General features: G+C 73.0%; 19 protein-coding genes and 2 pseudogenes. 3 read left to right on the top strand and 18 right to left on the bottom strand.

Annotated elements, in window-relative coordinates:
- Window positions 1-590: 590 nt before the first annotated feature.
- From ABEB00_RS12240 to ABEB00_RS12205, 8 genes and pseudogenes are all read right to left on the bottom strand, one after another.
- Window positions 591-1,373 (bottom strand): annotated as a pseudogene (locus ABEB00_RS12240) (VWA domain-containing protein); the annotation flags it as partial.
- A gap of 7 nt (window positions 1,374-1,380) precedes the next feature.
- Window positions 1,381-1,830, bottom strand: a pseudogene (locus ABEB00_RS12235) (AAA family ATPase); the annotation flags it as partial.
- 154 nt (window positions 1,831-1,984) lie between these two features.
- The gene (locus tag ABEB00_RS12230) at window positions 1,985-2,650 is read right to left on the bottom strand and encodes a fasciclin domain-containing protein (protein ID WP_345619434.1); all 666 of its coding nucleotides are present in this window, start codon (window positions 2,648-2,650) and stop codon (window positions 1,985-1,987) included.
- Between the two features lie 77 nt (window positions 2,651-2,727).
- On the bottom strand, window positions 2,728-4,326 hold the full coding sequence (locus ABEB00_RS12225) for a sulfite oxidase (RefSeq protein WP_345619433.1): 1,599 nt from the start codon (window positions 4,324-4,326) through the stop codon (window positions 2,728-2,730).
- Window positions 4,327-4,498: 172 nt separating this feature from the next.
- On the bottom strand, window positions 4,499-5,248 hold the full coding sequence (locus ABEB00_RS12220; protein WP_345619432.1) for an anti-sigma factor: 750 nt from the start codon (window positions 5,246-5,248) through the stop codon (window positions 4,499-4,501).
- Window positions 5,245-5,829, bottom strand: a complete 585-nt coding sequence (gene sigK / locus ABEB00_RS12215; protein ID WP_345619431.1) for an ECF RNA polymerase sigma factor SigK — start codon at window positions 5,827-5,829, stop codon at window positions 5,245-5,247. The genes ABEB00_RS12220 and sigK overlap by 4 nt, the downstream gene beginning before the upstream one ends.
- Window positions 5,830-6,271: 442 nt before the next feature.
- Window positions 6,272-6,940: an 8-oxoguanine DNA glycosylase OGG fold protein gene (locus ABEB00_RS12210; RefSeq protein WP_345619430.1), complete on the bottom strand. Its 669-nt coding sequence runs from the start codon at window positions 6,938-6,940 to the stop codon at window positions 6,272-6,274.
- Window positions 6,940-8,295: a phosphatase PAP2 family protein gene (locus tag ABEB00_RS12205; RefSeq protein ID WP_345619429.1), complete on the bottom strand. Its 1,356-nt coding sequence runs from the start codon at window positions 8,293-8,295 to the stop codon at window positions 6,940-6,942. Before ABEB00_RS12205 ends, ABEB00_RS12210 begins: the two co-directional genes overlap by 1 nt.
- A gap of 465 nt (window positions 8,296-8,760) precedes the next feature.
- Here ABEB00_RS12205 and ABEB00_RS12200 point away from each other — a divergent pair, with 465 nt between their 5' ends.
- A complete protein-coding gene (locus tag ABEB00_RS12200; protein ID WP_345619427.1) occupies window positions 8,761-8,982 on the top strand; it encodes a hypothetical protein in 222 nt (73 codons plus the stop codon).
- A gap of 306 nt (window positions 8,983-9,288) precedes the next feature.
- On the opposite strand, the gene ABEB00_RS12195 is transcribed toward ABEB00_RS12200, so the two are convergent.
- The 4 genes from ABEB00_RS12195 to ABEB00_RS12180 form a co-directional block, all read right to left on the bottom strand.
- Window positions 9,289-10,626: a glycosyltransferase family 39 protein gene (locus tag ABEB00_RS12195; RefSeq protein ID WP_345619425.1), complete on the bottom strand. Its 1,338-nt coding sequence runs from the start codon at window positions 10,624-10,626 to the stop codon at window positions 9,289-9,291.
- Window positions 10,623-11,885, bottom strand: coding sequence for a bifunctional glycosyltransferase family 2/GtrA family protein (locus ABEB00_RS12190; RefSeq protein ID WP_345619423.1), 1,263 nt, complete (start codon window positions 11,883-11,885; stop codon window positions 10,623-10,625). Before ABEB00_RS12190 ends, ABEB00_RS12195 begins: the two co-directional genes overlap by 4 nt.
- A gap of 84 nt (window positions 11,886-11,969) precedes the next feature.
- Complete coding sequence (locus tag ABEB00_RS12185) at window positions 11,970-12,518, bottom strand: hypothetical protein (RefSeq protein ID WP_345619421.1); 549 nt, start codon at window positions 12,516-12,518, stop codon at window positions 11,970-11,972.
- A gap of 11 nt (window positions 12,519-12,529) precedes the next feature.
- Window positions 12,530-13,036, bottom strand: coding sequence for a SigE family RNA polymerase sigma factor (locus ABEB00_RS12180; RefSeq protein WP_345619419.1), 507 nt, complete (start codon window positions 13,034-13,036; stop codon window positions 12,530-12,532).
- 159 nt (window positions 13,037-13,195) lie between these two features.
- On the opposite strand from ABEB00_RS12180, the gene ABEB00_RS12175 reads away from it, so the two are divergent.
- A complete protein-coding gene (locus ABEB00_RS12175) occupies window positions 13,196-13,957 on the top strand; it encodes a ZIP family metal transporter (protein WP_345619417.1) in 762 nt (253 codons plus the stop codon).
- Between the two features lie 978 nt (window positions 13,958-14,935).
- Here the strand turns inward: ABEB00_RS12175 and ABEB00_RS12170 are convergent.
- Complete coding sequence (locus tag ABEB00_RS12170; RefSeq protein WP_345619415.1) at window positions 14,936-18,001, bottom strand: AfsR/SARP family transcriptional regulator; 3,066 nt, start codon at window positions 17,999-18,001, stop codon at window positions 14,936-14,938.
- Between the two features lie 178 nt (window positions 18,002-18,179).
- Here ABEB00_RS12170 and ABEB00_RS12165 point away from each other — a divergent pair, with 178 nt between their 5' ends.
- The gene (locus ABEB00_RS12165) at window positions 18,180-20,672 is read left to right on the top strand and encodes a tetratricopeptide repeat protein (RefSeq protein ID WP_345619414.1); all 2,493 of its coding nucleotides are present in this window, start codon (window positions 18,180-18,182) and stop codon (window positions 20,670-20,672) included.
- A gap of 24 nt (window positions 20,673-20,696) precedes the next feature.
- Here ABEB00_RS12165 and ABEB00_RS12160 read toward each other — a convergent pair whose 3' ends face one another.
- From ABEB00_RS12160 to ABEB00_RS12140, 5 genes are all read right to left on the bottom strand, one after another.
- Complete coding sequence (locus ABEB00_RS12160) at window positions 20,697-21,140, bottom strand: hypothetical protein (protein WP_345619413.1); 444 nt, start codon at window positions 21,138-21,140, stop codon at window positions 20,697-20,699.
- Window positions 21,141-21,379: 239 nt separating this feature from the next.
- Complete coding sequence (locus ABEB00_RS12155; RefSeq protein WP_345619412.1) at window positions 21,380-22,624, bottom strand: hypothetical protein; 1,245 nt, start codon at window positions 22,622-22,624, stop codon at window positions 21,380-21,382.
- Between the two features lie 187 nt (window positions 22,625-22,811).
- Window positions 22,812-25,364 (bottom strand): ABC transporter permease, encoded by a 2,553-nt coding sequence (locus ABEB00_RS12150; protein WP_345619411.1) that lies wholly within the window; start codon window positions 25,362-25,364, stop codon window positions 22,812-22,814.
- Between the two features lie 5 nt (window positions 25,365-25,369).
- Window positions 25,370-26,086, bottom strand: a complete 717-nt coding sequence (locus ABEB00_RS12145; RefSeq protein ID WP_345619409.1) for an ABC transporter ATP-binding protein — start codon at window positions 26,084-26,086, stop codon at window positions 25,370-25,372.
- Window positions 26,083-26,373 (bottom strand): hypothetical protein, encoded by a 291-nt coding sequence (locus ABEB00_RS12140; RefSeq protein ID WP_345619408.1) that lies wholly within the window; start codon window positions 26,371-26,373, stop codon window positions 26,083-26,085. The genes ABEB00_RS12145 and ABEB00_RS12140 overlap by 4 nt, the downstream gene beginning before the upstream one ends.
- Between the last annotated feature and the right edge of the window lie 75 nt (window positions 26,374-26,448).

Raw genomic sequence — 26,448 nt, 5'->3', positions numbered from 1 at the left:
GGACACTCCAGCGCAGCTCCGAGAAGGGGCGTACGAGGCGAAGGGCCCGTGCCGTTCGCGTGCCAGAACCTGCGGGGAACCACGGGGAACAGCGGGAACTCGCCCCGGTGCGACCAGGACTCCAACACCACTCCGCCGCAGGTCAGCGCCGCAAACGCCCCCAAGAAACCCAAGCTTCCCAAGCTGAGAGCGCGAGTTCGATTCTCGTCACCCGCTCCATGTGGAACCCCCAGGTCGCCGACCCGGGGGTTGTTTGTTGTCCAGTCCAATTCGGGGGCGGCGTGCCCTCCGCGAGCCCTAAAACAACATCGTGCGCTGGGCACGTCCGGGATCAGGGCCTGCTCGGTGCGGCGACGCCGCCAGTCAGCTGAGGGCGGCATCGGGACCGACCGGTAGGAGGCGCTTCCTCGGCCCGACGGGTCGACGAGGTCCAGTCGTGGTACGCCCAGGTGGGTACCACGGCCCAGGCCCACGGCCGGCTTTCTGGGTTGTCCCCGGCACATTGGTCACAGGTGACGATCAGCTCACTCTAAGGCTCGACAGTGACAGCGGCGGCTCGGTCATCCTGCGTGCTGAGGGAGCGGGGCGGGTCAGATCACGCGGAACAGGTCGGCGGCGGCCTGGACGTCGGTGAGGTTGTCGATGGAGCGGAGGTTGTCGCACAGGGACTCCAGGACCGAGTCGGCTTCGGCTACGCGTGGAACGCCCACGGCCACGCCGAAGACCCGGAAGCCCAGCCGGTGCTTGGCGTCGTTCCAGGCGCGCATCCAGTCCTCGGTGACGCCGCAGTCGTCGTCGGTGAGCAGCACGATGTCGCCGCGCGTGCGGGAGGCGTCGTCGAACTCCTTCTCCAGCAGTTCGCCGGCCGCCGACAGGGGCCTCTGGTAGCTGGTGCCGCCGCCGAGGAAGGTCTCCGCGAAGTCGAGGATCCGGTCGATGCCGGCTGCCCGGCCGGCCGGGAAGCGGAAGACCTGGAGCTGGTCGGCGGCGGAGAACAGGATGCCGACGAAGTCACGGCCCGCGTGGCGGGCCTGGTCCAGCAGCGCCAGTGCGCATGCCCTGGCCCATGCCTCCCGGGTGACCCCGCCGGGCCCTGCCTCGTACATGGAGTGCGAGGTGTCCACGCACGCGATGACGGCGCCCCGGCCGGTGGGCTGCTCTCCCTGGCTGTCGTAGGGCATCAGCTCCCCGGCGGCGTAGCGCGCGGCGAACACCGCGCGCAGCTCAGGCAGGCCGAGGTTGGCCAGCTCGGAGGGGATGACACGGAAGAGGTCATTGCCGAGCGTGACGCCGATCAGCTCCCCGGTGGCGTTCTCCACCTTGCGGGCGCGTTCACCGCCGGCCATCTGCCGGAAACGGCCGATCAGCTCGGCTCACTGTGCGGATCGGCTCGCCGCCGCTCTCGGGGTGGTAGATCCGCTCGTTGAGGTAGCCCAGCGTCTCGTTCAGCGCCGCTGCGGAGCACTTGAAGATCTCGTCGATGAACGCGATGTGCGCGGTCGTGGCACGGCCGTCATACACCTGGCGGTACTCACCGCGGGCCAGCGCGGCGACGTCGATGGGACCGAACATCCTCGTCGGCGCGGTGAACTTCGACAGGAGGATCTCCCAGTACGACGCCCCCTCGAACCTGCCCGTGAGCTCACGGGCCATCTCGGACTTCGCCGTACCGGGCGGGCCGAGCACCAGTGAGTGCTGTCCGGCCAGCAGCGTCACCAACAGCGTCCGCACCACGTCGTCCCGCTCGTAGAAACGGTCCGACAGTTCGTCGCTGATCGCCCGCAGCCGCCTGGCCGTGTCCTGCGCGTCCTGCGGGTCCTGCGCGCTCATGTCCAACTCCTCGCCGGCGACGCCCGGTGGGCACGGGACGGCCCTTCCCCGACGGTACGACGAAGTGGCGCGGAGCCGTTCGGTGTTGCCTGGAACCGCGAGCGTCAGTATCTGAGCAGGAGGCGGGCGGGGATCGGCTGCCGGCCGGGCCCGGTCAGCTCGCGGGCATGAGGACCGTGTCGATGAGGTAGACGTTGGCGTTGGCGGTCCTGACATCGCCGCAGACCACCTTGGCGGAGTCGTTGACGGTGTACTCCTCGTCGGCGCCCGAGGTCATCAGCTTGGTCTTCTCCAGGGTGTCGAAGGAGCCGGAGTCCAGGTCGCCGGGGGTCAGCTTCTGGCCCACCACGTGGTAGGTCAGGATCTTCGTGAGCTGGGCCTTGTCGCTGAGGACCTTGTCCAGGTCGGCCTTCGGGATCTTGGCGAAGGCGTCGTCGGTCGGGGCGAACACCGTGATGTTCTCGGCGTTGTTGAGGGTGTCGACCAGGCCCGCCTTCTTCACCGCGGCCACCAGGGTGGACAGGGCGGGGTTGTTCGAGGCGGCGGTCGCGACCGGGTCCTTGGCCATGCCGTCGAAGGATCCGGCACCGTCCTCGGGCACGGCGGAGCAGCCGGGACCGAACGGCTCGCTCATGGCGGAGTCACCGCTGCCGGAGTCGGCCATGGAGTCGTCGGACGCCGACGCGGACGCCGACGCGTTGCCGCTGGCATCCGACGCGGCCGAGTCGCCGCCGTCGTCGGAACACGCGCTGAGCGCCAGCGGGAGGACGGCCGCCGCGGCGGCGGTCAGGGCGATACGGCGGATACGGGTGTGCGTCATGGTGTTTCTCTTCCTGGGAGCGAGCGGACAAGCGCGGCGGTCGCCGTCTTGGGGGGGGGGAAGGTGGTCGGGGGTGGTCATTCGACGGTCACCACGACGGAGTGCCATCCGCTGGCGCCGTCGGGGACGGTCCGGGTGCGTTTCTCGGTCTGTGTCTCGCCGGTGCGGTCCGTCGCCCGCACGGTGAGGGTGTGGCCGCCCTTCGTGGCCTGCCACGCGTAGGACCACTGGCGCCAGGTGTCGCGGGAGTCCTCGGCGGCGAGGGTGGCGTCCTGCCAGGGGCCCTCGTCGACCCGGATCTCGACCCTGTCGACACCGCGGTGCTGGGCCCAGGCGACGCCGGCCACCATGACCGTCCCCGTCTTCGGCCGGGCGAACGGCTTGGGGGTGTCGATCCGGGACTGGGTCTTCACCGGGGCCTCACGGGCCCAGTCGCGCTTGACCCAGTACGAGTCGTAGGCGTCGAAGGTGGTCAGCTCGATGTCCTCGATCCACTTGCAGGCCGAGACGTACCCGTACAGGCCGGGGACGACCATCCGGACGGGGAAGCCGTGGTCGAAGGGGAGGGGCTCGCCGTTCATGCCGACGGCGAGCAGGGCGTCCCGGCCGTCCATGACGTCCTCGACGGGGCTGCCGATGGTCATGCCGTCCACGGAGCGGGCGACGAGCTGGTCGGCGGGTCCGCCGCGGGAGGGCGGCACCACACCGCAGTCGGCCAGCAGGTCGGCCAGGCGTACGCCGATCCAGCGGGCGTTACCGGCGTAGGGACCGCCGACCTCGTTGGAGACGCAGGTGAGCGTGATGTCCCGTTCGATCAGCTTCCGCCGCAGCAGGTCGTCGAAGGACAGCGTCACCGGACGGCGTACGCCCGTGCCGTGGATGCGCAGGCGCCAGGCCGTGGCGTCCACCTGGGGCACCACCAGGGCGGTGTCCACGCGGTAGAAGTCGTCGTTCGGGGTGATGAACGAGCTGACGCCCGCGACCCGCACCTGCGCCCGACCGGGCACCGCCGGAGCGGGCGAGGCCGCGGGCGGCAGGCGGAGGTTGTCGCGGGAGGCGACCGCGTCCCGGTCACCACCGCCGTTCAGGACCCGGCCCAGTACCCCGGCCCCGGCCGAGGCGGCGGCAGCCGCGGTCGCGGCGATCACGAACCCACGCCGGTCCCAGCCCTGCCCCGGGTGCCGCGGCGCGGCCGGGGCGGCGTCCGGTTCCGGCAGCCGGCCGGCGAGGACGTAGAGGAGTACCGCCCCGGCCACCCCTCCCACGGCGGACGGCAGGGAGTCGGTGAAGCTGGTGGAGTCGGGCCGGGTGGTGGCCGCCGCGGCTCCGACCACACCGAAGAGCAGGACCCCGGCGGCGGCGGCCCGCCGGTGACGCGGCGCGAGCACGCCGAGGGCCAGGGCGAACAGGGCCAGCACGGCGAGGATGCCGAGCTGAAGTACCAGCTTGTCGTCGGTGCCGAAGGTGCGGATCGCCCAGTCCTTCACGGCGATCGGCGCCCGGTCGATGGCGGCACCGCCGACCGCGGTCACCGGACCGGCCTGGGGGCGGACTCCGGCCGCCGCCAGCTCGGCGACGGCGAGCGCGGCGAACCCGGCCAGCAGGCCGATCAGCGCGCCCAGGCCGAAGCGTGTCGCCCGCCCCGGGTTCCGCGTCTCCTGCTCTTCGTCGCTCACACCGGTAATCCGGCTCCGGTCGGCCGGCGGATTGGCCCGGAATCCGGGCAAGTCGCGAATTTCTCGGACCGATCCGCGGCTTCGACGGCTACGTACGGGCGCCCGCGTGCCCGGCGGCGGTCCGCGTCGCGGCGGTCCGCGTCGCGTGCCGGGCACAGTCACGCCGTGTCCGTCAGGCCGGCAGGGTGACCAGGGCCAGGGGCGTGGTGGTGGGGCGGGTCGAACCTCCCGCGGGTTCGATCGTGATGCCCACGGCCGAGGCGGAGTTCGCGGAACCGGCCAGGACGACGGCCCGGTCGGTGCGGCCGGCGTCCATCAGGCCCGCCGACCGCATGGTGCCGTCCACGTCGTACCAGAGCTGGTAGACCCTGCCGGCGGGAGGCGCGGTCAGGCCGGACGTCATCCAGACGGCCTTGTCGCGGGCGGAGGAGACGACGACCGTGGCGTCAGCCCCGCCGTCCAGCGGCACGCGCCGGGAGGCGGCGTCGGGTGCGCCGAGCACAGCGACCAGTTCGTCCGTCCGCTGCCGGGCCTGCTGTGCCTCGGTCGCGGCGTCCTCGGCCCTCCCGTGCTCCCGCACGGCGATGCCGCCGAGCCCGGCGGCCACCGCCATACAGGCGGCCAGGGCCAGCCGGGGAAGTCGCCGCCGGTACGTGCCGGCCGGTCTCGGGGGGCGGGTGGGCGGCGGGAGCTGCCGGATGGCGGCGACCCGGCGCAGGACGTCTTGCCTCATGGCGGGGCGCGGGGTGACCGCGACCGCCACCGCGAGCTTCGCGGCGGTGGCGGTGAACTCGGCCACCTCGTCGGCGCAGGAACCGCAGGTGCTCAGGTGCCGGGTGAACCGCGCGCGTTCCTCGTCGGGCAGGGCGTGCAGGGCGTAGGCGCCGGTGAGGGTGTGCGGGTCGGTGTCGGCGGTCGTCATGCGCTCACTCCCAGGCAGTCACGCAACCGGATCAGCCCGTCGCGCAGACGGGTCTTGACCGTCCCCAGCGGAACGGACAACTGGGCGGCCACCTCGCGGTAGGTGAGCCCCCGGTAGTAGGCGAGGGTGACGGACTGGCGTTGCAGCTCCGTGAGTGTCCGCAGGCAGCGGCGGACCTGTTCCCGCTCCAGGCGGTGCTCGACCTGCTCGGTCACCTCGTCGTACTCGGGCACCTGGTCGAGCAGCGCCGCCTTGTGGTCCCTGGCGGCGGCCGCCGCCACCGAACGGACCCGGTCGATGGCACGCCGGTGGGCGAGAGTGAGGACCCAGTTCATGACGGTGCCGCGCTCGGGCCGGTAGCGGGGCGCGGTGCGCCACATCTCCACCAGCACCTCCTGGGCGACCTCCTCGGACTGCGCCATGTCCCGCAGCACCGCGCGGACCACACCCAGTACGGGGGCCGCGACGATGTCGTACAGCGCCGCGAAGGCGTCACCGTCACCGCAGGCCACCGAGCGCATCAGTGCCTGCGGGTCCGGTTGGTGCGCCGGGGAACGGCCGATGAATACGGGCTCTTCCAACAGATCCGTCCTTGTCCGAGCGGAGCGGCCCGCGGCGGGAGACGACGCGGTACCCACCGCGGTACCCACCGCGGCACCCCGGGTCATTCGTCACTCAGGGAATCCGTATCTGGCGGGCCGGAGGATTGGTCTCCTTCCCACTTCTCTTCCCGGGCCTTCTCTTGCCGGGCCTTCTCTTCCCGGGCGATCGTCCCCGCGGTCCTGGCGCCGCTCGGCCACCGGGCCCGGTGGCCGCCCCGTATTCTCGACCGTGTGCTGCCGCGCGTGGACATGAACGCGAGCAGCGTGCCGCTGAGCAGCACCACGCCGGGCCGGTCGATCCCGTGGTCCGGCCGGACCGGCGGATCGCGATCGGGACAGGGGAACGCGCGGCTCTCGCGCGCCTCCCACACTTCCCTCCGGTGTCCGGGCCGGGCATCGTCTCCCGGCGCGCCGCTTCGGTTCAGGCCTCGTCGACGTGGCCGTTCAGGTGGAAGAGGAGCCATTCGAGCCGGTCCGCGGTGACCCCCATGGACGAGGCCCAGCCGTGCACGGAACTGACGTAGGTGGCGTAACGGGTGGGCCAGTGGCGGGTGCCGGCCGTCTCCCAACTGGACCAGCCGAGGGCGTTCAGGGAACGGAAGACCCGGTCGTCGAGGATCAGCGCCCGGTCGCGTCCGGCTCGGCGGTCGTCCACGGCCGCGAGCCACTTGGTGAAGAAGGACCGCCCCACCCCCGTGAGGACGAACTTCCGGTAGGCGCCGCTCAAATCGCCGCCGCGGACCGCCTCGCGCGTGGTCCGCAGGACCGCGGGCATGCGCGGGTCGGCGAGGGCCGCTTCGGTGTAGCGCGGCCCGCGTCCGTTGGTGGTGCCCGCGCCCCAGATCATGACGGCCACGAACAGGTCGCGCAGGCCGTCGGCGTCGTCGCCGACGCGGTCGCGGAGTTCGGTCAGGTCGGCCCGTGCGACGAGACGGTCGCCGTTCGCCCCGTGCGCGGACGGGACGCCGATGTCGAGCACGTGCGCCGCCCCGAGCGGCTCCAGCCGCGAGCGCCAGGTGCCGGGGCGGAAGCGCACGGGCTCCTGTACGCAGTCTTCGTGGCGGACGACGAGTCTCTGAAGCTGCTCCATCATGCTCCCCCGGGCCATGACAACGGCGGCGTGCCGTGGGTCACAGCGTACGGGGGGTGTGGGGGTGGGGTTCCCGGGTTCCGGAGCTTGGTGGTGCGCAGGTAGTGGTAGATCACCGAGGTGGCCGCCAGGACCAGCAGGGGGCCGGCCAGCCAGGGGTGTTCGGCCATCCGCAGGGGCAGGTAGCGGTAGGAGAGCAGGAGCGCGGTGAAGACCGCCGCGCCGTGCCCGACCAGCCGGATGCCGGCGCGGTCCCAGCCGCGGTCGTACGCGCGCAGGGCCGCCTCGACGGTGAGGGCGAAGACCACCCCGGCGAGCAGGTCCACGCCGTAGTGGTAGCCGAAGCCGAGCGTCGCGGCGAGGGTCGCGAGCAGCCAGAACGTTCCCGCGTGGCGCAGCGCGCGGGGGCCCGTGCGGGAGTGGAGGAAGAGCGCGGTGGCCCAGGCCGTGTGCAGGCTCGGCATGCAGTTGCGGGGGGTGACGGCGTCGTACGGCATCGGGTGCGGGACGGCCGGCGGCGGCGGGGTCTGCGGCCACAGGTGGGCCACTGCCCAGGACCCGCTGGACGGGGTGTCCGCCCACAGGCTGACCGTCGCCCAGTGGGCGGGGCCGTCGCCGTACGCGAAGATCGGGCCGACCACCGGGAAGATCATGTAGACGGCCGGTCCGAGGAGCCCGATCGCCAGGAAGGTGCGCACCAGGTGGTGGCCCGGGAAGCGGCGGCGGACGGAGACGTCCCGCAGTTGGTACAGGGCGACGATCACGGCGGCCACCGCGAGCTGGCCGTAGACGACGTCGAGGAGATTGAAGCCGATCGGGCCGGTGGCGGTGAGGAGCCGGCCCGCCAGCCAGGACGGGTTGCCCAGGGCGTGGTCGGCGGTGGCCACGTACTGGTCGAGCACGACCGGGCGGGCCTTGGAGGTGATCAGCAGCCAGGTGTCGCCGGTCTTGCGGCCGGCCACCAGCAGCAGGCCGAGGCCGACGCCCTTCAGCAGGAGGACGCGTTCCTGGCCGGTACGGCGCGTGACGGCGATGACCGCGCAGCCGAGCAGCACCCACAGCGCGCCGTTGCCGAAGGGGTGGCCGTCGCTCGGGCCGGCCTGCGCCAACCGCCGGACCAGGGAGAGGACGAGGTCGATACCGATCGCCGCACCGGCCGCGAGGAACCGTTGCCGCCAGGTGAGGACCACCATCATCAACGCCATGGCCGCGTAGAGCAGAGCGCCCGACTTGGGGGCGGCCACCAGCTCTCGCACCTGGGTGCTGACCGGGCCCGGCAGACCGTAATGACGTGCGGCGAACTCCAGCGCGGCGAAGAACCCGAGGGCCGCGACACCCGCCGCGACGAGGAGCACGGGCCGTGCTCCACGGGGCGCGCGGGAGGCGCTTATTCGGTCCGGTCGCGGGTCCGGTCGCGGGACGTTCCGCAGATCCTGCGGTGGTATGTGGCTCAACTCTTGGCTGCTTTGCTAGATTCTGGTGGTTGTTTAGTCGCACTTAGTTATATACGAGCGGTTTTTACCCGTGGTTTTTCGGCCGCAGTGTCATTCCCTCACAAGGACTGCCCGTCGGAGCTAGACAGAAAGGTCACAGCTTGGGTTGCCTCGGTTCGTCGTCGACCGCGTCACCCGCGACGCCCGGTCGGCGCGGGTGCGGTCCCGGTGGCGGCCAGTTTTCTTGCCGGATACCGAAGGGCCAGGTCAGGGGCTTGATCTCGGGGACCGGCCCGGGACGCTCCCGCCGCCGTCCGGGGATCGGGAAGGGGAACGGCCGCCGACGGCCACACCGAGCGGTGCGCACTGGCGCATACTGGGGGCACAATGACAAAGCCAGTTGCAGCGAAGCGCTATCTGCCCACCAGCCCCTTCAAGGCTCCGGTCGCGCCGCCTCCCAAGCAGTTCGCCGTGGGAGACCAGGTCACACACGACATGTACGGCCTCGGCCGAGTGATCGGCATCGAGGAAGGAATCGCGGTGCTCGTGGACTTCGGTTCCACGAAGGAGCGGATCCTGAGTCCGTACCCCAAGTTGAGCAAGCTGTAGTACCGACGTGCCCGGTCACGGCACGCCAGGCCCCTTCGTGGCCTGCATCACCAACGGGAGCCTCTCATCGACTCGACCTCGCTTTTCTCCGCTCCGGAAGGAGCGCCCCGCTATGCCAACGCGGCATCGCCACTTCCCGCGACGGACCCCTTCCAGGCCCCGGACTTCGGGGACATCGACACCTACGAGGGGGACCTGCCCTCGGACGACCCCAGCCGCCCGGGTCACCCGTTCTCGTAGCGTCAGCCGGATGCCCGGGGCGTCGTCGCTCCCCCGGGGGCGACGACTGCGGGAGTGCCCCGCCCCCTACGGAACGCCGAGTTCGAAGAGGGCGTAGCCCGCGTACGAGCCCGAGGCCAGGGCCGCGAGGCCGAGCAGGCCGAAGAGGTAGGGCCGGCCGAGGCGGCGCAGCGCGAAGGCCAGGGGGAGGAACAGGGGGAAGAGGGGGAGCAGGTAGCGGGAGACGTTGCTGAAGATCTGCTGGCTGCCCAGGACGAGAACCAGGGTGAGCACGGTGTGCACGATCAGCACGAGCGGGGGGCGGGTGCGGATCAGCAGGGGGAGAAGCGCGAGATCCAGGAGCACGACCGCCACGGCGATCAGGTCCGCGAAGGGCCAGGCGAAGAGGTAGTCGCGATGTCCCACCGGAAGTGAGGTGAGGACGTCGAGGGTCTGTACGCCGAAGTCCCACTCGTGGGCCCAGGCCCCGGACTGCAGCGTGAAGTAACCGCTGAGGTCGCCCATGCGATGGCCCACCCAGGCGAGGTAGGCGAGCAGACCGAGCGGGGCGACGGCCAGCGCGGCCAGCGGGCGCAGGACGCCGTCCCGGCGCCGGTACAGCGCGAGCAGGGCGGCCAGCGCGACGGCGGCGATCAGTGCGCCCGCCGTGGGCCGGTTGAGTCCGGCGAGACAGGCGAGCAGGCCGGCGGTGAGCCAGCGGCGGGTCAGGACGGCGTGACAGGTCCAGGCGGCCAGCGCCACGTAGAGGGAGTCGGAGTAGACCGCCCACTCCACCCCCGAACCGGGCCACACGGCCCACAGCCCGGCCGCGGCCAGTCCGGCCCGCCGGCCGCCGAGGAGTTCGGCGATCGCGTAGATCCCGAGGGCGGCGGCGAAGGACGCGAGGACGGAGACGAGCAGGCCGGCACCGTACGAGCCGAGTCCGGTGGTCTCGGAGGTCAGCCGGATCAGCGCCGGGTAGAGCGGGAAGAACGCCGCCGAGTTCCCTTCCAGCGTGATCAGGCCGGTGGCTCCGGGGACCGGGACCAGGGCGGGATCGTAGCCGTGCTCGGCGATCTGCTGGTACCACCACCCGTCCCAGGTGGCCAGGACGTCCCACGGCCGCTCGCCGCCGCCGAAGCGCGGATTCTTCGTCCGGTGGTCCCCGGCGGAGTGCAGCAGGCACATGAAGACGGTGAAGCCGATCAGCTTCAGGGTGCCGTAGAGGGCCAGTACGGGGCCGAGGTGCGCGGCGGTGCGGCGCAGACTCCGCCGCCACCCGCCGGGCGGACCGGGAGGGGAACCGTGGTCCGGGACGGAAGCCGGGGCAGGGGCCGGGAAATGGGCGGGGGCGGGGGCGGGGGCGGACGGTGATCGCGGCGGTCTCGCGTGCCAGGCGCCTGCCGGGGTGGCGCTCGGGTTCATCCGCGGAACACCCACGCCCGGAAGAGCAGGAACCGCAGCAGGGTCGCGGCCAGGTTGGCCCCGAGCAGGACGGCGAGTTCGGTGGAGTGCGCGGCCGAGGGCGCCGAGTGGTGCAAGGTGGCCAGCGAGCCGCTGGTGAGTGCCAGGCCGATCAGGAAGACCACCAGGCCCCGGCCCTGGTGGCGCAGTACGCCGCCGCCGCGCAGCCCGAAGGTCAGGCGCCTGTTGGCGGCCGTGTTGGCGACGGCGCAGACCAGCAGGGCGAGCGCGTTGGCGGCCTGGGCGCCCGCCGCCGGACGCAGCACCGCGTACAGGACGAGGTGCATGAGGGTGCTCATCGCGCCCACCCCGGCGAAGCGGAGCAGTTGGGTGAGGAGTTCGCCGGGCGGCGGCTCCCCGCCGGGTCCCCCGGCACGGCGCGGTACGGCGGGGGACCCGGGGCCGCGTCTGGGCGCGAGGGCGATCCTGGCGATGCCGCGCAGGTCGGCCAGGGCCGTGGCGAGGAGGTCGACCCGGCTGTCGGGATCGTCCACCCAGTCGACGGGCACCTCGTGGATACGCAGTCCGGCGCGCTCGGCGGCCACCAGGAGTTCGGTGTCGAAGAACCACCCGTCGTCCCGCACCCCGGGCAGCAGCCGCTCGGCCACCTCACGCCGTACGGCCTTGAAACCGCACTGCGCGTCGGTGAAGCCGACGGCGAGAGTGGCGCGCAGGAGGGCGTTGTAGCAACGGGAGGTGGCCTCCCGCTTCGGTCCGCGCACCACCCGGGAGCCGGGGGCCAGACGGGTGCCGATGGCGAGGTCGGAGTGGCCGGATATCAGCGGGGCGACGAGCGGCAGCAGCGCCGCGAGTTCGGTGGACAGGTCGACGTCCACGTACGCGAGCACCGGGGCCGGTGACCGCGACCAGGCGGCGCGCAGCGCCCGGCCGCGGCCCTTCTCGGGCAGCCGCAGCCACTGCGTCCCGGGCAGTTCGGCGGCCAGGCGGGCGGCGATCACCGGGGTGCGGTCGGTACTGGCGTTGTCGGCGACGGTGATACGGAAGGGATACGGGAAGGTCTCGCGCAGGTGTGCGTGCAGCCGGCGCACGCTCGGCTCCAGATCCGTCTCCTCGTTGAACACGGGGACGACCACGTCCAGGACGGGCTGCTCCTGTTCCCGCTCCGGCTCGGGCTCCGGCTCGGGCTCCGGCTCGCGGTGGTGCTGGTGGTGCTCGTAGTGCTGGTAGTGCTGGTGGTGCGCCTTCGGTAGGTCTCTCATCCTTGTCCTTGTCCTTGTCCTCTGGCTCAGGGCACGCCGAAGGCAGTGGTGGGCGTGGGGCGGGGCGGGGCGTCGGCGGGCTCGTCATCCGCCTCCGGGCGAGGCGTCGTAGGAAGGGAGGGAGGAGGCGGGGGCCGTGCGGGTCGCCGACGGCTGGTACGTCGGTTCGCCCGACGCGCCCCCCGTGTCCGACGCGCCCGAAGGCGGGGGTGGATCCGTCGTGGGCGGGGGCGTGGAAGCCGTGCTCCCGGGCGGGGACGCGCCGTCCGTGGCGGGAGCGCCGGTCGTGGCCGGGGGCAGCGACGCGCGCGTGGTGGTGACCGCCGAGGAGGGGGCACCGCTGAAGGAGGGGTCCGGGGTCGTGGCCGGGGCGGTGGGCGACGGACTGGTCGCGGGCCGGGGTCCGGGGTGGGGGCTGCCGGGCTCGACGCGGTGGGCGCTCTGCGGCAGCAGGAACAGCCCCGCGCCGACCGCGGCGACGGCGAGGACGGAGCCGACGGCCCCCTGTACGGCGCGGGCGCGGCGGCGGGCCCGTACGGCGAGCCGGAGACGTTCGCGGTGGCGCGGTTCGAAGGACGCGGGCCCGGAGGTGTCGCGCATGATCCGCGCCAACTGCCGCTCGAAGTGATCCACGGGGTCCTCCTTCACCGGGCCGGCTCGACGACATCGACCAGGAGCCGGCGCAGCCTCGCCACTCCCCGGGCGGCGTGGGAGCGAGCGGTGCCCACCGGGCAGCCGAGCACCTCGGCGACCTGCCGCTCGGGCAGGTCCTGGTAGTAGCGCAGCACCACCGCCACTCGCTGCTTCGGTGACAACTGGGCCAGCGCGGCCTCCAGCCGGTCCCGCTCCACGACGTCGGCGGACACGTCGCCGGCCATCGTCACCTCGGGCAGCCGCTCGACGGGGCGCTCACCCCACCAGCGCCGCAGTCCGGAGCGGGCCGCGGCACGCACCATCACCTTGCGGACGTACGCCTCGGGCGCCTCGTCCCCGACTCTGGGCCAGGCGAACCAGAGCTTGACCAGGGAGTCCTGCACAAGGTCCTCGGCCCGGTGCGGGTCGCCTCCGACGAGCAGACGGGCGAGCGGGAGCAGCGCCGGCCACCGGGCCGCCACGAACTCGTCGAACTCACCGGCCCGAGCCTGCTCCATCCGCGCCGTCCTCGCTGTCGCCCGTTGCGGTCACCATGGGTAAGACAGCGGCTCCTGCCCGACGATGCACCTGGGGGGCGTGATCTGGATCACAGGATCGGCGCGTGGCGGACGACGCGCGCCTGGTGATCACCGGTCCGTGCCGGGTACCTGAGGCGTATGGCAGAGGTGGTGCAGGCGGGGCTGTGGGGACTGGTGGCGGGTTCGGCGCTGCTGGTGGGCGCGGTGGCGGGGTTCGGCCTGCGGGTCCCGCAGAAGGTGATCGCCACCGTGATGGCCTTCGGCGCCGGGGTGCTGCTGTCGGCGGTCAGTTTCGAACTGGTCGGTGAGGCGTACGAGCAGGCCGGGCTGGCTCCGGCGGCGATCGGCACGCTGGCCGGTGCGCTTCTCTACACGGCCGGCAACGTCTGGCTGGCCCGCCGCGGCGCCCGGCACCGCAAGCGCTCCGGCCACCATCGCGCCCAGGCCCAGCCCTCCGAGGCCCAGCAGGGCGGCTCCGGCCTGGCGCTCGCGCTCGGCGCGCTGCTGGACGGCATTCCGGAGTCCGCTGTCATCGGCGTGGGCCTGCTCGACGGCGGAAAGGTCAGCATGGTGACCGTGGCGGCCGTCTTCATCAGCAACGTTCCCGAGGGGCTGTCCAGTTCGGCCGGCATGAAGAAGGCCGGCCGCGGCAAGGCGTACGTCTTCGGGGTGTGGGGCGCCATCGCCGCCGCGAGCACCGCGTCGGCCGTGCTCGGTTACCGCGTGGTCGGCGGTTCCTCCCCGGCGGTGATCGCCGCCGTGACGGCGGTGGCCGCCGGCGCGATCCTCGCGATGATCGCCGACACGATGATTCCCGAGGCGTTCGAGGACGCGCATCTGGCCATCGGGCTGATCACCGTGAGCGGTTTCCTCGTCTCTTTCGCCCTCTCCCACGCCTGAGGCTCCCACGCCTGAGGCCGGTGAGGGTCCGGTGGTGCGGAAGGCCGTCGCGGTGACCGTCAGGACGAGGGCGGGGAGCGGCGAGGCCCGGCCGGCCGACCGGCCGGCCAGGCGCCTCAAGGTCTGTCTGACAAACCCTGGCCCTGGTCAGGCGCCTGGAAGGTGATCCCGGAGAAGTCACGGCCCTGTAGGAGGGGGCCGTGCTGAGTTCCACCGCTCACGGTGTTCCGGGTGTCCCCCGCCGCGGCGTGGAGCACCTGCGCCTGCTGACCCCACTCGGTCAGTCGCGCTCCGAACACGGCGTCCTGAGCGGCGCGTCGGCTCAATGCCTCGCTGAGCGCCCTCGCCCGCTCCGCGCTGTGCGGAGCCTGGGACAGGGAGACCAGCTCCGCTTCACCGGGCGCCGGGTCCGGTGTCGTGGGGGTTTCGTCCGCCGGTCCCCTGCGCACCAACCCGCGCAGCGCATCCCAGAGTTGCCGCCCCATCTCGCCACCGGCTCCGGACGCCGCCGCCACGAGTAGGCTCGCCGAGATCGGATCCACGCCTGTTCCCCCAGTCGTACAGCGGTCGTGCGGCGGAGTCGATCGGATGGGACGCCATCCTCTCAGAGCCGCCTGCTCGGCGGAGCGGTCGCGTCGGCCACATCCGGGGGCCGGTGCCCGGTACCGAACCGCGGGTTCGCGGAAAGGACCGGACACCGGGTCGCTCACATGCTTGAATAGGATGAGCCCTGCTTGCTGGCTGTCACGCATGCAATGCACGTGAATATCATTGCGGTGGCGGCCAGACATCCCAGAAGTTTCTTGCTCATTTGCGTCTTTCATCTAGCAGAGACAAGGTCTGTCGCTTGAGCACGGCAGAGCTGCGGCCCGGAAAGATGGCCTCCATGCCCTCACGTGGCAGAACTCTACAGTCACTCGGTCAGGCGTACGTACCGATGGCACAGGAATCGAAATCCGGGCCGCCCGCTCTTTTTGACTAAGCGGTAGCTTCTCCTCGCAGTTCCGCTAAAGCCCTCGCGGCGCGAGCCTGCTCGGCGGGAGCGCCGATGCGCCTGCTGACGGCAAGGCTCTCCTCCAGGTGGGCCACCGCGGGAATCGTCTGCCCGGCGTCCCGTTCGGCGAGGGCCAAGTCGTAGAGGACATCCGCCTCCTCGCCCGCCGCGTGAATGGCACGTGTCACCTCAAGTGCGGTGATGTGCTGCCGCAGAGCCTCTTCCGTACGGCCGGCGGCCCGGTACGCCCGGCCGATCCGGGTGAGCGCGATGGCCTCCGCACGTCGGTCTCCGACGTCCCGCAGCACCGGCAGGACAGTGCCGTACAGAGCGAGGGCCTCGTCGGTTCTGCCCAGCTCGTCCATGACGGCGGCCAAGTTCATCTGAAGCGTGGCCCGGTCTCTCGGATTACCCAACCGCTCCGCCACGACAATGGCCTTCAGGTAGGCCGCTTCCGCCGCTTCCGGACGTCCCGTTTTCCTATAGATCTCAGCCGTGTTGTTCAGGGCGCTGTATTTTCCGCGCTCGTATCCTATTGCCGTGAAATCGGCCAGGGCCGACGTGAAGCACGTGAGCGCTTCCTCGTTCTCCGCCAGGTGAAGGTGGATGATTCCCAAAAGATTTCTGCAGCGCCCGATCCGGAGCAGATCGCCTGTTCGCAGAAGAGAATCAGCGGATTCCCTCTGAAGTGACTTCGCCTGCACGTACTGACCTGTCTGCCACAGCGAGATGGAGAGTTGGTGAACGCACTCGCTCTCCAGTTCCCGGTCCCGCAGCGACCGCGCGACGTCCAGCGCCCGGCGCGCGGCCGAGATCGCCTCGTCGTAGCGGGAACCGTGGGTGTACACCGCGCACAGGTCCAGCAGGGCTCGCGCCCCGGCCACGCTGTCACCTGCGGCGTTCCAGTGGGAGGCGGCGCGTCGCAGCAGCGGCTCGGCCGCGGCGAGGTGCCCCTCCATGTCCAGGAAACCCGCCAATACATGTACCGCTGCCGCGAGTTGCCTTTCCGTGCCATGGTTGACAAGCCAGTCCAGAGTGTCCAGCAGATTTGCCGATTCGGTGATCAGCCACTGTTCCGCGGATTGCGGGTCGACGATCTCCGGACACGGTGCCACGGCCCGGTCCCCGGCATCGAGAGCCGTGCGCGAACGGAAGGGATAGGCCAGGCGGTCGGCTTGATCGGCGGTCAGGACATAGTGATCGACAAGGCGTTGCACGGCCCCTCGAACATCATCCTCGGAATCGCTGTCTCCGGCATCGATCAGCGAGCGGGCGTAATCGCGCAAAAGATCATGGATTCTGAAGCGGTGCGGAACAGGCTCGGACACAAGGTGGTGGATCAGAAGATCCTCAAGAATGTGTTCCGTTGTCTCCACGGAGAATCCGGTGAGTGCGGCGATCGCCCGCGGCCCGAACTCGACCCCCATGTGCAGGCCGATACGGCGGAACACCAACTGCTGCTCGGCCGTGAGTGCGCGGTAGGAGACCGCGAAGACGTGGGTCAACGTCCGTTCCACGTCTCGTAGCTGAGCGAGGTGACCGCCGGTGCCGCCGAACTGGCGCAGCAGGTCGGCCGTGGTCCACGAGGCCCGCGCCAGCAGTCGGCTCGCCGCGATCTCCACCGCCAGGGGGAGGTATCCGCAGATCCGGACCGTTTCCGCCACGTCCGACGGATCGGTGTCCCGCCCCCGCCCCAGCCGCTTCACGAAGAGCGCGGCCGCGTCGGCGGGCGACAGCACGTCGAGGGAGACCGGCCGCACTCCGGGCAGTCCGGGCAGCAGGCGGCGGCTGGTCACCACGACCGCCGTCGGGGAAGCACCCGGGAGCAGGGGCCGGATCTGGTCGGAGGACGTCGCGTCGTCCAGGATCACCAGCATCCGCCGGTTGCGGGCCGTGACACGCCAGAGGGCGACCAGTTCGTCGAGGTCCAGCGGCAGTTCCCCGGTGTGCGTACCGAGCAGTCGCAGCAGTTCGGTGAGGGCCCTGGCCGGGGCGGGCGGTGTGCGGTCGGTGAAACCCCCGCCGAGGTGGAGGAAGACGCGCCCGTCCGGGAACCGGTCCCGCAACCGGTGGGCCAGGTGGACGGCCAGGGCGGTCTTCCCGACACCTCCCATGCCGTGGATCGCCTCGACGGTGACGACGTCCGAGGCGCCCCGTTCCTCGCAGAGCGCCGCGGTGAGCCGGCGCAGTTCTTCGCGGCGGCCGGCCCAGGGGACATCGCGCGGCAGGTTGTCCGGGACCCGGCGCGCCGGCCGCGGCTGCGTCCTCTTCCCGGCTCCGGCGCCCGGAAGCAGGTCCGCCGCCGGGGTTCCCGCCAGGATTCCCTGGTGGACCCGGTGCAGCCCACGGCCGGCGTCGAGACCGATGTCCCGGACGACACGCTGCCGGGTCCGCTGGAGCAGCCGGGTCGCCTCGGCCGTCCGGTTGCTGCCGTACAGGGCGACCGCCAGGCGTTCGGCCAGCGCCTCGTCCACCGGGTGCGCCTCGGCCAACGGCACAAGCACGGGGACGGCGTCGCTGAACTTCCCCTCGCCGAAGAGGATCTCGGCTCTGGTCATCGCCGCCACGAGCGTGGTCTCCGCCACGGCGGACCGCAGGTGCTCGGCCCAGGGACCGGTGATCCCGGCCAGCGGTTCACCGTGCCAGAGGCGGTCCGCCCGGTCGAGCAGGCGCAGGGCGGCCTTCTCGTCCACGCCGTCCTTCAGGGTGCGGGCCCGCTCGACACAGCTTGTGTAGTAGCGCAGGTCCACCCTGTCCGGGGCGACCTCCAGGGAGTACGAGTTCGTGCGACTGATGATCGCGGGTGCGTCGTCCCCGGCGATCCGCAGGGCGCTGCGGATCCGGGAGATATGGGGGTAGAGGGCGTCCCTGGCCTTACCGGGCGGGTGCTCGTCCCATATCCGGCGGATCAGGGTGTCCACGCTCACCGCATGGCCCGCGTCCCAGGCCAGGGCGGCCAGTGCCAGTCGCGTCTTGGTCGATTTGAGATCACTACGGCAACCCGCCGCCCGGATCTCCACCGCTCCCGAAATCCTGATCTCGAACTCCACCAGCGTCCTCCCCGCCGGTAGGGCCTGTGATTGTCGAGCATTTGAGAGTGACATGACATTGCCATCAACGACCATAAGGAGACGACATCAGCTCAAAGTTGACCGATTAGCGGTCACGTCAGTTCACGCCGAGCGCGGAGCGGGGAGTGAATCCCGGGAAACCGGAAGGAGTCCGCACGTGCATGCCTTCTCCTCGGACGATCTGAAAACGCTGCTGTGGGCCATGGCCGCCTGTGACGCCGACCCGGAAGGTCCCGCGTGGCGGGATCTGGTCCGGGTGCGGGACATCGCGGTCCGCGCGGACCCGGCGGTGGCCCGCCGCTGGCCTTCGCCGGCCGCGGGGAGACAGCCGACCGGGACGGAGCCGTGGCAGGAACTGGTCGGGGAGCTGGACTCGTTGGCCGCGCGTGACGCGGCGACCCGGGCCGCGCTGACCGAGTGGCTGCGCCGCCACCCCGCCCGCCCCTCGGCCGGCCCCGCTCCCGCCCCCGCCGCCCCCGCGGTGCACACCAACGTCATCAGCGGGGACGCCGTGCTGCACGGGCCCACCGTGCAGGCGCGGGACATCCACGGGGACATCCACTTCCATTCCCCCTCCCAGACGCCCCGGCGCCCACCCGTACCCCGACAACTGCTGCCGGTGACCGCGCGTTTCGTCGACCGGGAGGCCGACCGACGGGCGCTGGACGCCTTCCGTGCCCAGTGGCCGACGCACGCACCGCAGATCCTCGTGGTCAGCGGGCTCGCCGGCATCGGCAAGACCGCCTTCGCCACCCACTGGCTGCAGCAGCGCGCCGCCGGCTTCCCCGACGGCCAGCTCTACGCCGACCTGGGCGGACGGGCCACCGCGGAACCCGGCGCAGACAGCGGAGACAGCGGCGAGACCGCGGGGGCCGGGCCCGTCTCCCCGGCCACCGTGCTGGAAGCCTTCCTGGTCGCACTCGGTGCGTCCGCGGTGCCGGCCGGTATCGCGCAGCGCAGCGCGCTGTGGCGCTCGATGACCTCGGGACTGCGGCTGGCCGTCCTCCTGGACAGCGCGTTCACCGCCGCTCAGGTACGCCCGCTGCTGCTGGGCACGCCGACCGGCCTGACCGTGGTGACCAGCAGGACCAACCTGACCGGTCTGCGCGTCGACGGCGCCTCGGTGCACCGGCTGGAGGGGCTGCCCGCCGATTCGGCCGTCGAACTCCTCGCCGCCGGTGGCGGGGCGCGCGTGGAGCGGGAGCCGGCCGCCGCGCGGGAGGTGGTCAGACTCTGCGGCCGGCTGCCCCTGGCGCTGGCCCTGGCCTCGGCCCAGCTCGCTCTGCGCCCCCACCACTCCTTGTCCGCCCTGGCCACCGGCCTGTCCCGCGGCCGGGGTGTCGTCGACTCGCTGCACGCCGACGGGGAGGCCGTGCTGCGGACGGCGCTCGACATGTCGTACGCCGCCCTGCCGGCCGAGAGCCGGGTGCTGTACCGCCGGACGGGGCTGCTGCCGGCGGATCGCCATGACCTCTCGCTGCTGACCGCCCTCGCGGGCGGCGCGGAGGGGCCGGGTGACACCGGGCAGTCCGCCGAGTTCGCCGTCCACGCGCTCGTGGAGGCGAATCTCCTGGAGGAGACGGGCCCGCGCACCTACCGCTTCCACGACCTCGTCCAGCCGCACGCCCGTCGGCTCGGCGAAGAGCGGGAGACTCCCCACGGGCGCGCAAGCACCCTGCGCCGCTTCGTGGACTGGTGCATGTCCACCGCCGCCTCGGCGGAACACATCCTCACCCCCGGCCACCGGCTGCCCGGCCACGACCTGCCCGCCGAAGCGGTGGCCCCGGCCCCGCTCGACAGCGCCGAGGAGGCGCTCGGCTGGCTGGACACGCACCGCAACGGCCTGATGGGCGCGGTACGGCACGCGGCCCGGGCCGGCTGGCACCACTCCTGCTGGCGGCTCACCGACTTCATGTGGCCCCTGTTCCTCCGGTTGCGCCCGTCCGAGATGTGGGTCGAGGCACACCGCCTCGGGCTCGAAGCGGCACGGCGGAGCGGTTCGACGCAGGGCGAGGGCCGCATGCTCACCTCCGGCGCGATCGGTCTGCGCAACGCCGGCCGGTACCCGGAGGCCGCCGACTGGTACCGGCGGGCGCTGGAGATGGCCACGGCCGACCAGGACGTACGGCAGCAGGCGCAGGCCGTCAGCGGTCTGGGGCACGTCGATCTCCTGTCCCACCGGCTCGATGAGGCGCGGGCCCACTTCGAGCACGCTCTGCGGCTCAGGGAGTCGATCGGCTACCGGCGCGGGGCCGCCCTCTCCCGGCGGCGCCTCGGCGAGACCGCGTTGGCCGCCGGCGACCTGGTCACAGCCACCGCGCAGTTGCGCCGGGCCGGCACCGAACTGGAGGCGCTGGACGAGACGTACGAGGCGGCTCGCGTCCTGGCCCTTCTCGGTCACGTCCTGGAGCGCGACGGGGAGCGCGCCGACGGCGTCCGGCGCATGCGGGAGGCGCTCGCGCGCTTCCGGGCGGGCGACGCCCGGTCCGAGGAGTGGGAGGCGCGTTGCCTGGAATGGCTCGGCCAGGCCGCCGAGTCACGGGGTGACCTCGTGGAGGCAGTACGCCACTACGAAGCCGCCCGGGATCTCTTCCGGCGGCTGAGCGCCGAGGACGCGGCACGGCTGGACGGCCGGCTGCGGCAGTGGTGAGCACCGCGGCCGGCCGTCCACCGCTCAGCGGCGCGGCACCGGAGCGACGGAGCGCAGCGTGCGGGCCGGCCGCCCGGACACCACCCAGGCGTGCACGACCGACCCGACCAGAGCGACCGCGTGCGCCGGCACCGGGGCACCGGGCCCGGCCGGCTCCTGCGCACGCGGCGACTGCGGGCGCGGTGGCTCCGCGCGCAGTGGCTCCGAATGGACCCACGACACGGCGCCCGTGGCGTCCCTCACCCCGACCACACACCTCGTGGCCGTGTCGGGTACGGCGGCGGCAAGACACCCGGGGTGGTCGTCGAGCAGCTCACGCGCCCGCCGGTGAGCCGGACCGGGCGGCAGCGGCACATGGCTCACGAGTACGTCGGCGTGATCCACGAGCGCGGACCGCTCCGGGCTGTCCGCGTCGACGCACAGGTGCACGTCGCAGGGCGGGGAACCGTTGCCGTGCGCGCACGGCAACGGCGGAGGGGTCGGACCCGGGTGCTGTCCGGCGGACGGGGGCAAGGGGACGGAGCGGACGAGTGCCGGGCCGTGCGTCGCACCGCCGTGCTCCGCGTCCGCACGCCACACCACGAGGGACGACCGGATGTGCGGGCCGTACCGACCCGGCCGGACAGCGCCGCGTGCCGCGCGGAAGCACACCGCGGCCCACACGGCGTCCGGCGCCGCGGCCGGCTCCCGGCCGGTGCGGCGGCCGCTCACAGCGCCGCCGCGCTGCCGACGGGAATCTCCCATCGCGTCAGGTCCGGCGGGAGCGGGGGCGGTGCCACGGACGGCGGACGGGCGGGCTCGCCCAGTCCGAGCATGCGGTAGAGAAGCGCACGCATCCGCCGGTGGAACCGGCCCGGTGCCGACGACAGCGAGGCGGCGACATGGTCGTACTGTCCCGGGCGGAGCAGTTGTGCCGCGTACTCCAACTGCTCCACCAGCGGGTACACCGGGGAGATCACGGGAGCGGCGGCGGACAGCAGAGCCGCGGGAGAGCAGGCCGACACCTCCCGCCGGGACCCGGCCGTCAGCAGCATCGTCGCCTCCGTGAGCGTGCCGTAAGCGGTCAGCGACCCGTGGTCACCGATGATCCAGTCGGCCGCGATCAGCGGTGCCTGCCAGTCGGCCTCCGGGGGGACGACCGCGATCCCCCGGCCCTGGCAGCAGGAGAGCCAGCCGCGCACCTGCCGCATGCCGTGCCCCGCGAACACATTGGGGTGGACCAGCATCGCCACCCGGTAGCCGTCGCCCGGAAGCTGGCTCAGCAACTGCGGCAACAGGGTGTCGAGCCGCCCGAAGGTCGAAGCCGGGCCCCAGGTGGACGTGACGACCACGAGCCGCTGTCCGTCCGCGAGCCCCAGCGCACGGCGGTACGAGTCGCGCCCGGAGCTGCCGACGATCATCCGGTCGACGCACGGATCACCCGTCACGTGCGCCACGGGAAGGGCCTCCGGGCAGGACCGGGCCAGTTCCTCCAGGTCCCGGTCGTGGGCGTAGCCGATCGCGGCCGGCACCAGCCGCCCGTCGTGCAGCAGGTGCTGACGGCTCAGCATTCCGGGCGCCCGGTGCTCTCCCGGTGCCAGCCCGGTGACGTCGGTGAGCAGTTTGATCTGCCCGGCCCCGTGCGAGATGCGGACGACCGGAGCCCGCAGTTCGTGCACGCCGCGGGAGCCCGCCGCGAGCGCGAGGTCGAACTCGGCCCGCAGCGCCTCCTCCCAGGGCACCGTGGTGATGCCCAGGCTCCGCAGGAACTCGGTGACTCCGCTGCCGAAGGCATGCGGTGCGGCCGTGAAGACCAGTTGCACACGCAGGTCGGTCTCGAGTAATTCGAAGACCTCCCGCAGTCGTTGGGCGAAAGTCACTGTGTGCACGACCACCAGGACCCGCTTGCAGTCCCGTACCGTGAGCCAGTGCCCCTGCTCGATCAGTGCGGATCTCGTCGTGTGGACGGTCACGCGATCCCCCCTCGCTCGTCGCCGGATACATCGGACGGCAAGGGGGTTCCCGGTGCGTACGGTGCTTTCCTTGCAGACCTCTTGCAGCACCCTTGCCCCGGTGTCGGACGCCGGGGCAAGTCCGCGGGGAGGACTCACCGGGTCCGGGCCGCCCAGCCCTCGGTGTGCCTGACGGTCCCTCGCGCCGTCACCGCCCCCGGACCGCCTCGGCCGGCGGCACCCGCAGGGCCCGGCGGGTGGGGAGTTCGGTGGTGAGGAACGCCGTCGCGGTGACCGTCAGGGCGAGGGCGGGGAGCAGCCAGGCCGGGCCGGCCGGCCAGGGGCGGCCCAGGAAGCCCTGCCCGAGCAGGGCGAGGGGGACCGCGGAGAGCAGCAGGGCCGCGCCGAGGGCGGTGGCGGCGGTGACCGCGGCCTCGCGGCGCATCATCGCGCGGACCTGCCGGGGGGTGGTGCCGTTGAGGCGGAGGGCCGCCAGCTCGGTGCGGCGCTGCGCGGTGGCGGCGACCAGTTTGTTGGCGATGTTCAGCAGGAGATGGCCGAGCAGGACGGTGACGACGGCCAGGTCGATCCAGACCTCGGGCGGGGCGTCCGCCAGGCCGGTGGCCGGGCGGGGGCGGGCGTCGTCGAGGACCAGGCCGGGGCGGGAGCCGGCGAAGGCGGCGAGGGCCCGCCCGGACGCGGCCGTGCCGTCGGTGCGGACCAGGACGGACGGGTCGAGGCCGGTGGTGGTGTGCCCGGCGGCCAGGTCGTGGGAGAGGACGACCGGGCCGAAGCCGAGGCCCCGGTCGTACACCGCGACGACCTTCGCGTCGACCGGTGTGCCGTCGCCGAGGACCAGGTGGACCGTACCGCCCACCCGCGCGTCCCGGGGGCCGGCCACGTCGGCGCCGACGGCGACGGTGGCACCGGTGAGGGCGCCCAGGTCGCCGTCGCGCACGTCGAGGTCGAGGACGTGCGGGGCGTCCGGGGTGAGCACCGTCGCGGCCGCGGACTCGGTCTCCGGCTCACCGAACATGTCGTACGTCCACACCACGGTGGTGTCGCCCACCGGGGCCGCGGCCCGTACGCCGGGCAGCTCGCGTACGGCGGCGAGGGTGCCCTCGGGCAGGCCGCCGAGGGCGGGCGCGGTCAGCCGCTGCTGGGCGAGGGTGCCGGCCCGGACCTCGGCCGCGGTCGCGGCGAGCACGGTGGTCTGGGCGAAGGTGTAGGTGAGGACGAACATGACCGCCATCGCCAGGGTGGCGACGATCCCGGCGTTGCGCAGCGCGTAGGCGCGGAGGTTGGACATCGCCAGCCAGGTGGGGGCGGAGGCGCCGGACCGGGTGAGCCGGGCGGCGGCGGTGCCGACGCCCCGCACGAGCGCCGGACCGGCCAGCGCCAGGCCGATCGCGCCGAGGATGCCCGCCATCGAGGTGCCGGTGGCGCCGAGGACCGTGCGGGAGAACAGCGGCAGGGCGGAGAGGGCGGTGGCGGCGGCCATCAGGAGCAGGCCCGCGCCCGTGCGGGCCCGCGCGGGGTGCCGGGGTTCGCTGCGGGACTCCGCGACCGCCTCCGTGGCCGGCCGGCGGGAGGTGCGCCAGGCCGCGCCCCGGGCCGAGAGCTGAACGGCGAGGACGGTCAGGAGCAGCGCCGCGGCGCCCGGCGCCGGACTCCAGGTGAGGGGCAGTTCGGCCGGGATGACACCCCGGTCGGCCAGCAGGTGGCGGAACTCCTCGGCCAGCAGGTAGCCGACTGCGACGCCGGGGACGAGCGCGACGCCCGCGATGACCGTGGCCTGCGCGGCGGCGAGCCGCCTGATCTGGCGGGGGGTCGCGCCGACGGCCCGCATCAGCGCCAGGTCCCGGCGCTGCCCGCCGATCGACACGGCCAGCGCGCTCGCCGTCACGAAACCGGTGATCAGCAGGACGATCCCGGCGAGTGAACCGGCGAGCAGGATCAGCAGCGAGCGGGACGCGCCCGCCCCGGGCGACACGAGGTCGCCGCGGTCCGCGCCGGTGACCGTCTCCAGTCCGGTGCCCGCCAGCGCCGTACGGACCTCGGCGGCGACCCGGTCCGCCGCGCCGGGCGCGGTGCGCAGGCCGATCAGGTCGACGGTGCCCGCGCGCGGTCCGCCGGAGCCGCCCGCGCGGCCCGCCAGCCGTACGGCCGTGGGGTCGGCGAAGTAGATCCCGGCGTGCGGGGCGTCGACCACCGCCGAGACGCGGTAACCGGTGGCCGGACGGCCGTTCGCGGCGATCCGGACCCGGTCGCCCACCCCGATCCCGGCCGCGGCGGCGGTGGCGGTGTCCACGGCGGCCTCGCCGGGACCGGCCGGCGCCGCGCCGTCGGTCCTCGCCGCCGCCAGCAGCCGGGTCGAGGACCAGCCGTGCCCCGCCGACGCCGGGTCGGCGCCCGCGGCCACGACCGGGCCGCGCCCGTCCAGCACGGCGGCGGGGAAGCCGAGGTCACCGGCGGCCGCCTCGACCCCGGGCAGCCCGGACAGCTTCGCGACCAGCGCGGCCGGGACGGTACGGCGTTCCGGGAGCGCCAGCGGGAGGTCCTGGTCGGGGTGGTGCTCCTGGTCGGCGGCGACGACGACGTCGGCGCCGGCCAGCCGGCCGGCCGGGAGGTGCGAGCGGAGCCCGGACTCGGCCAGGACACCGGTGCCGGTGATCAGGGCGGCGCCGCCCAGCACCGCGCAGGCCACGGCGATCAGCGCGGTGAGGCGGTGGCCCGCCATGTGCAGCGCGAGACGGAACATGGCGCTCACCCCTCGCCCAGCGTGACGAGACGGGCGGCCAGGTCGTCGGCGGCCGGCTTCGCCAGCTCCTCGACCACCCGGCCGTCGGCCATCACCAGCGCCCGGTGGGCGCGGGCCGCGGCGGCCGGGTCGTGGGTGACCATCACCACGGTCTGCCGCAGTTCGTCCACGAGGTCCCGCAGCAGGTCGAGTACCTCGTGGGCGCTGCGCAGGTCCAGCGCGCCGGTCGGCTCGTCGGCGAAGACCACGGCCGGCCGGGCCGCCAGGGCCCGTACGACGGCGGCCCGTTGCTGCTGGCCGCCGGAGAGTTCGGCGGGCCGGTGGGCGAGCCGGCCGGCGAGCCCCACCCGCCCGACCAGCGTGCGCAGCCAGTCCTGGTCGGGGGCGCGGCCCGCCAGCCGCAGCGGCAGCGTGATGTTGTCCTCGACACTGAGGGAGGGGATCAGGTTGTACGACTGGAAGACGAAACCGACGCGGTCGCGGCGGAGTTCGGTGCGGCGGGTCTCATCGAGGCCGCCGATCTCCCGCCCGTCGACGCGGATGCTCCCCGAGGTCGGGGAGTCGAGGCCGGCGGCGCAGTGCATCAGCGTGCTCTTGCCGGAGCCGGACGGGCCCATCACGGCGAGGAACGTGCCGCGCTCCACGGTGAGCGACACGTCGTCCAGGGCGCGTACACCGCCCGCGTACTCCTTGGTGACGTGGGCAAGGGCGATGGCGTTCACCGGCGGCCTCGCAGGTGGCGTACGACGAGGGCGCCGCCGCAGACCACGGTGACGGCACCGCAGGCGAGCTGCGCCCAGGTGCCGGCGCCGGTGGCGGAGACGACCGTGTTGGCGACCGCGCTGAGCACGACCAGGGTCCAGAGCAGCGCGCGGAGGATCTCGCCCGGGGCGAGACCGGGCGACGACGGCCGGTCGCCGCCATCGCCGCCATCGCCGTCGCCGTCGCCATCGCCGGTCAGACGGTAGGGGTCGGGGGTGGGGTCGGGGTCGGGGGCCGGATGCGGCATGGGGTTCCTCCGTGGTGCGGGGCGGGTGTTCCGCCGTCGTCACCGACGCTATGGACCGGCGCCCCTCCCGGCCGA

The organism is Streptomyces ziwulingensis (assembly GCF_039542605.1).
GTDB classification, from domain to species: domain Bacteria; phylum Actinomycetota; class Actinomycetes; order Streptomycetales; family Streptomycetaceae; genus Streptomyces; species Streptomyces ziwulingensis.
This window is presented reverse-complemented; position numbering and strand designations above follow the sequence as displayed.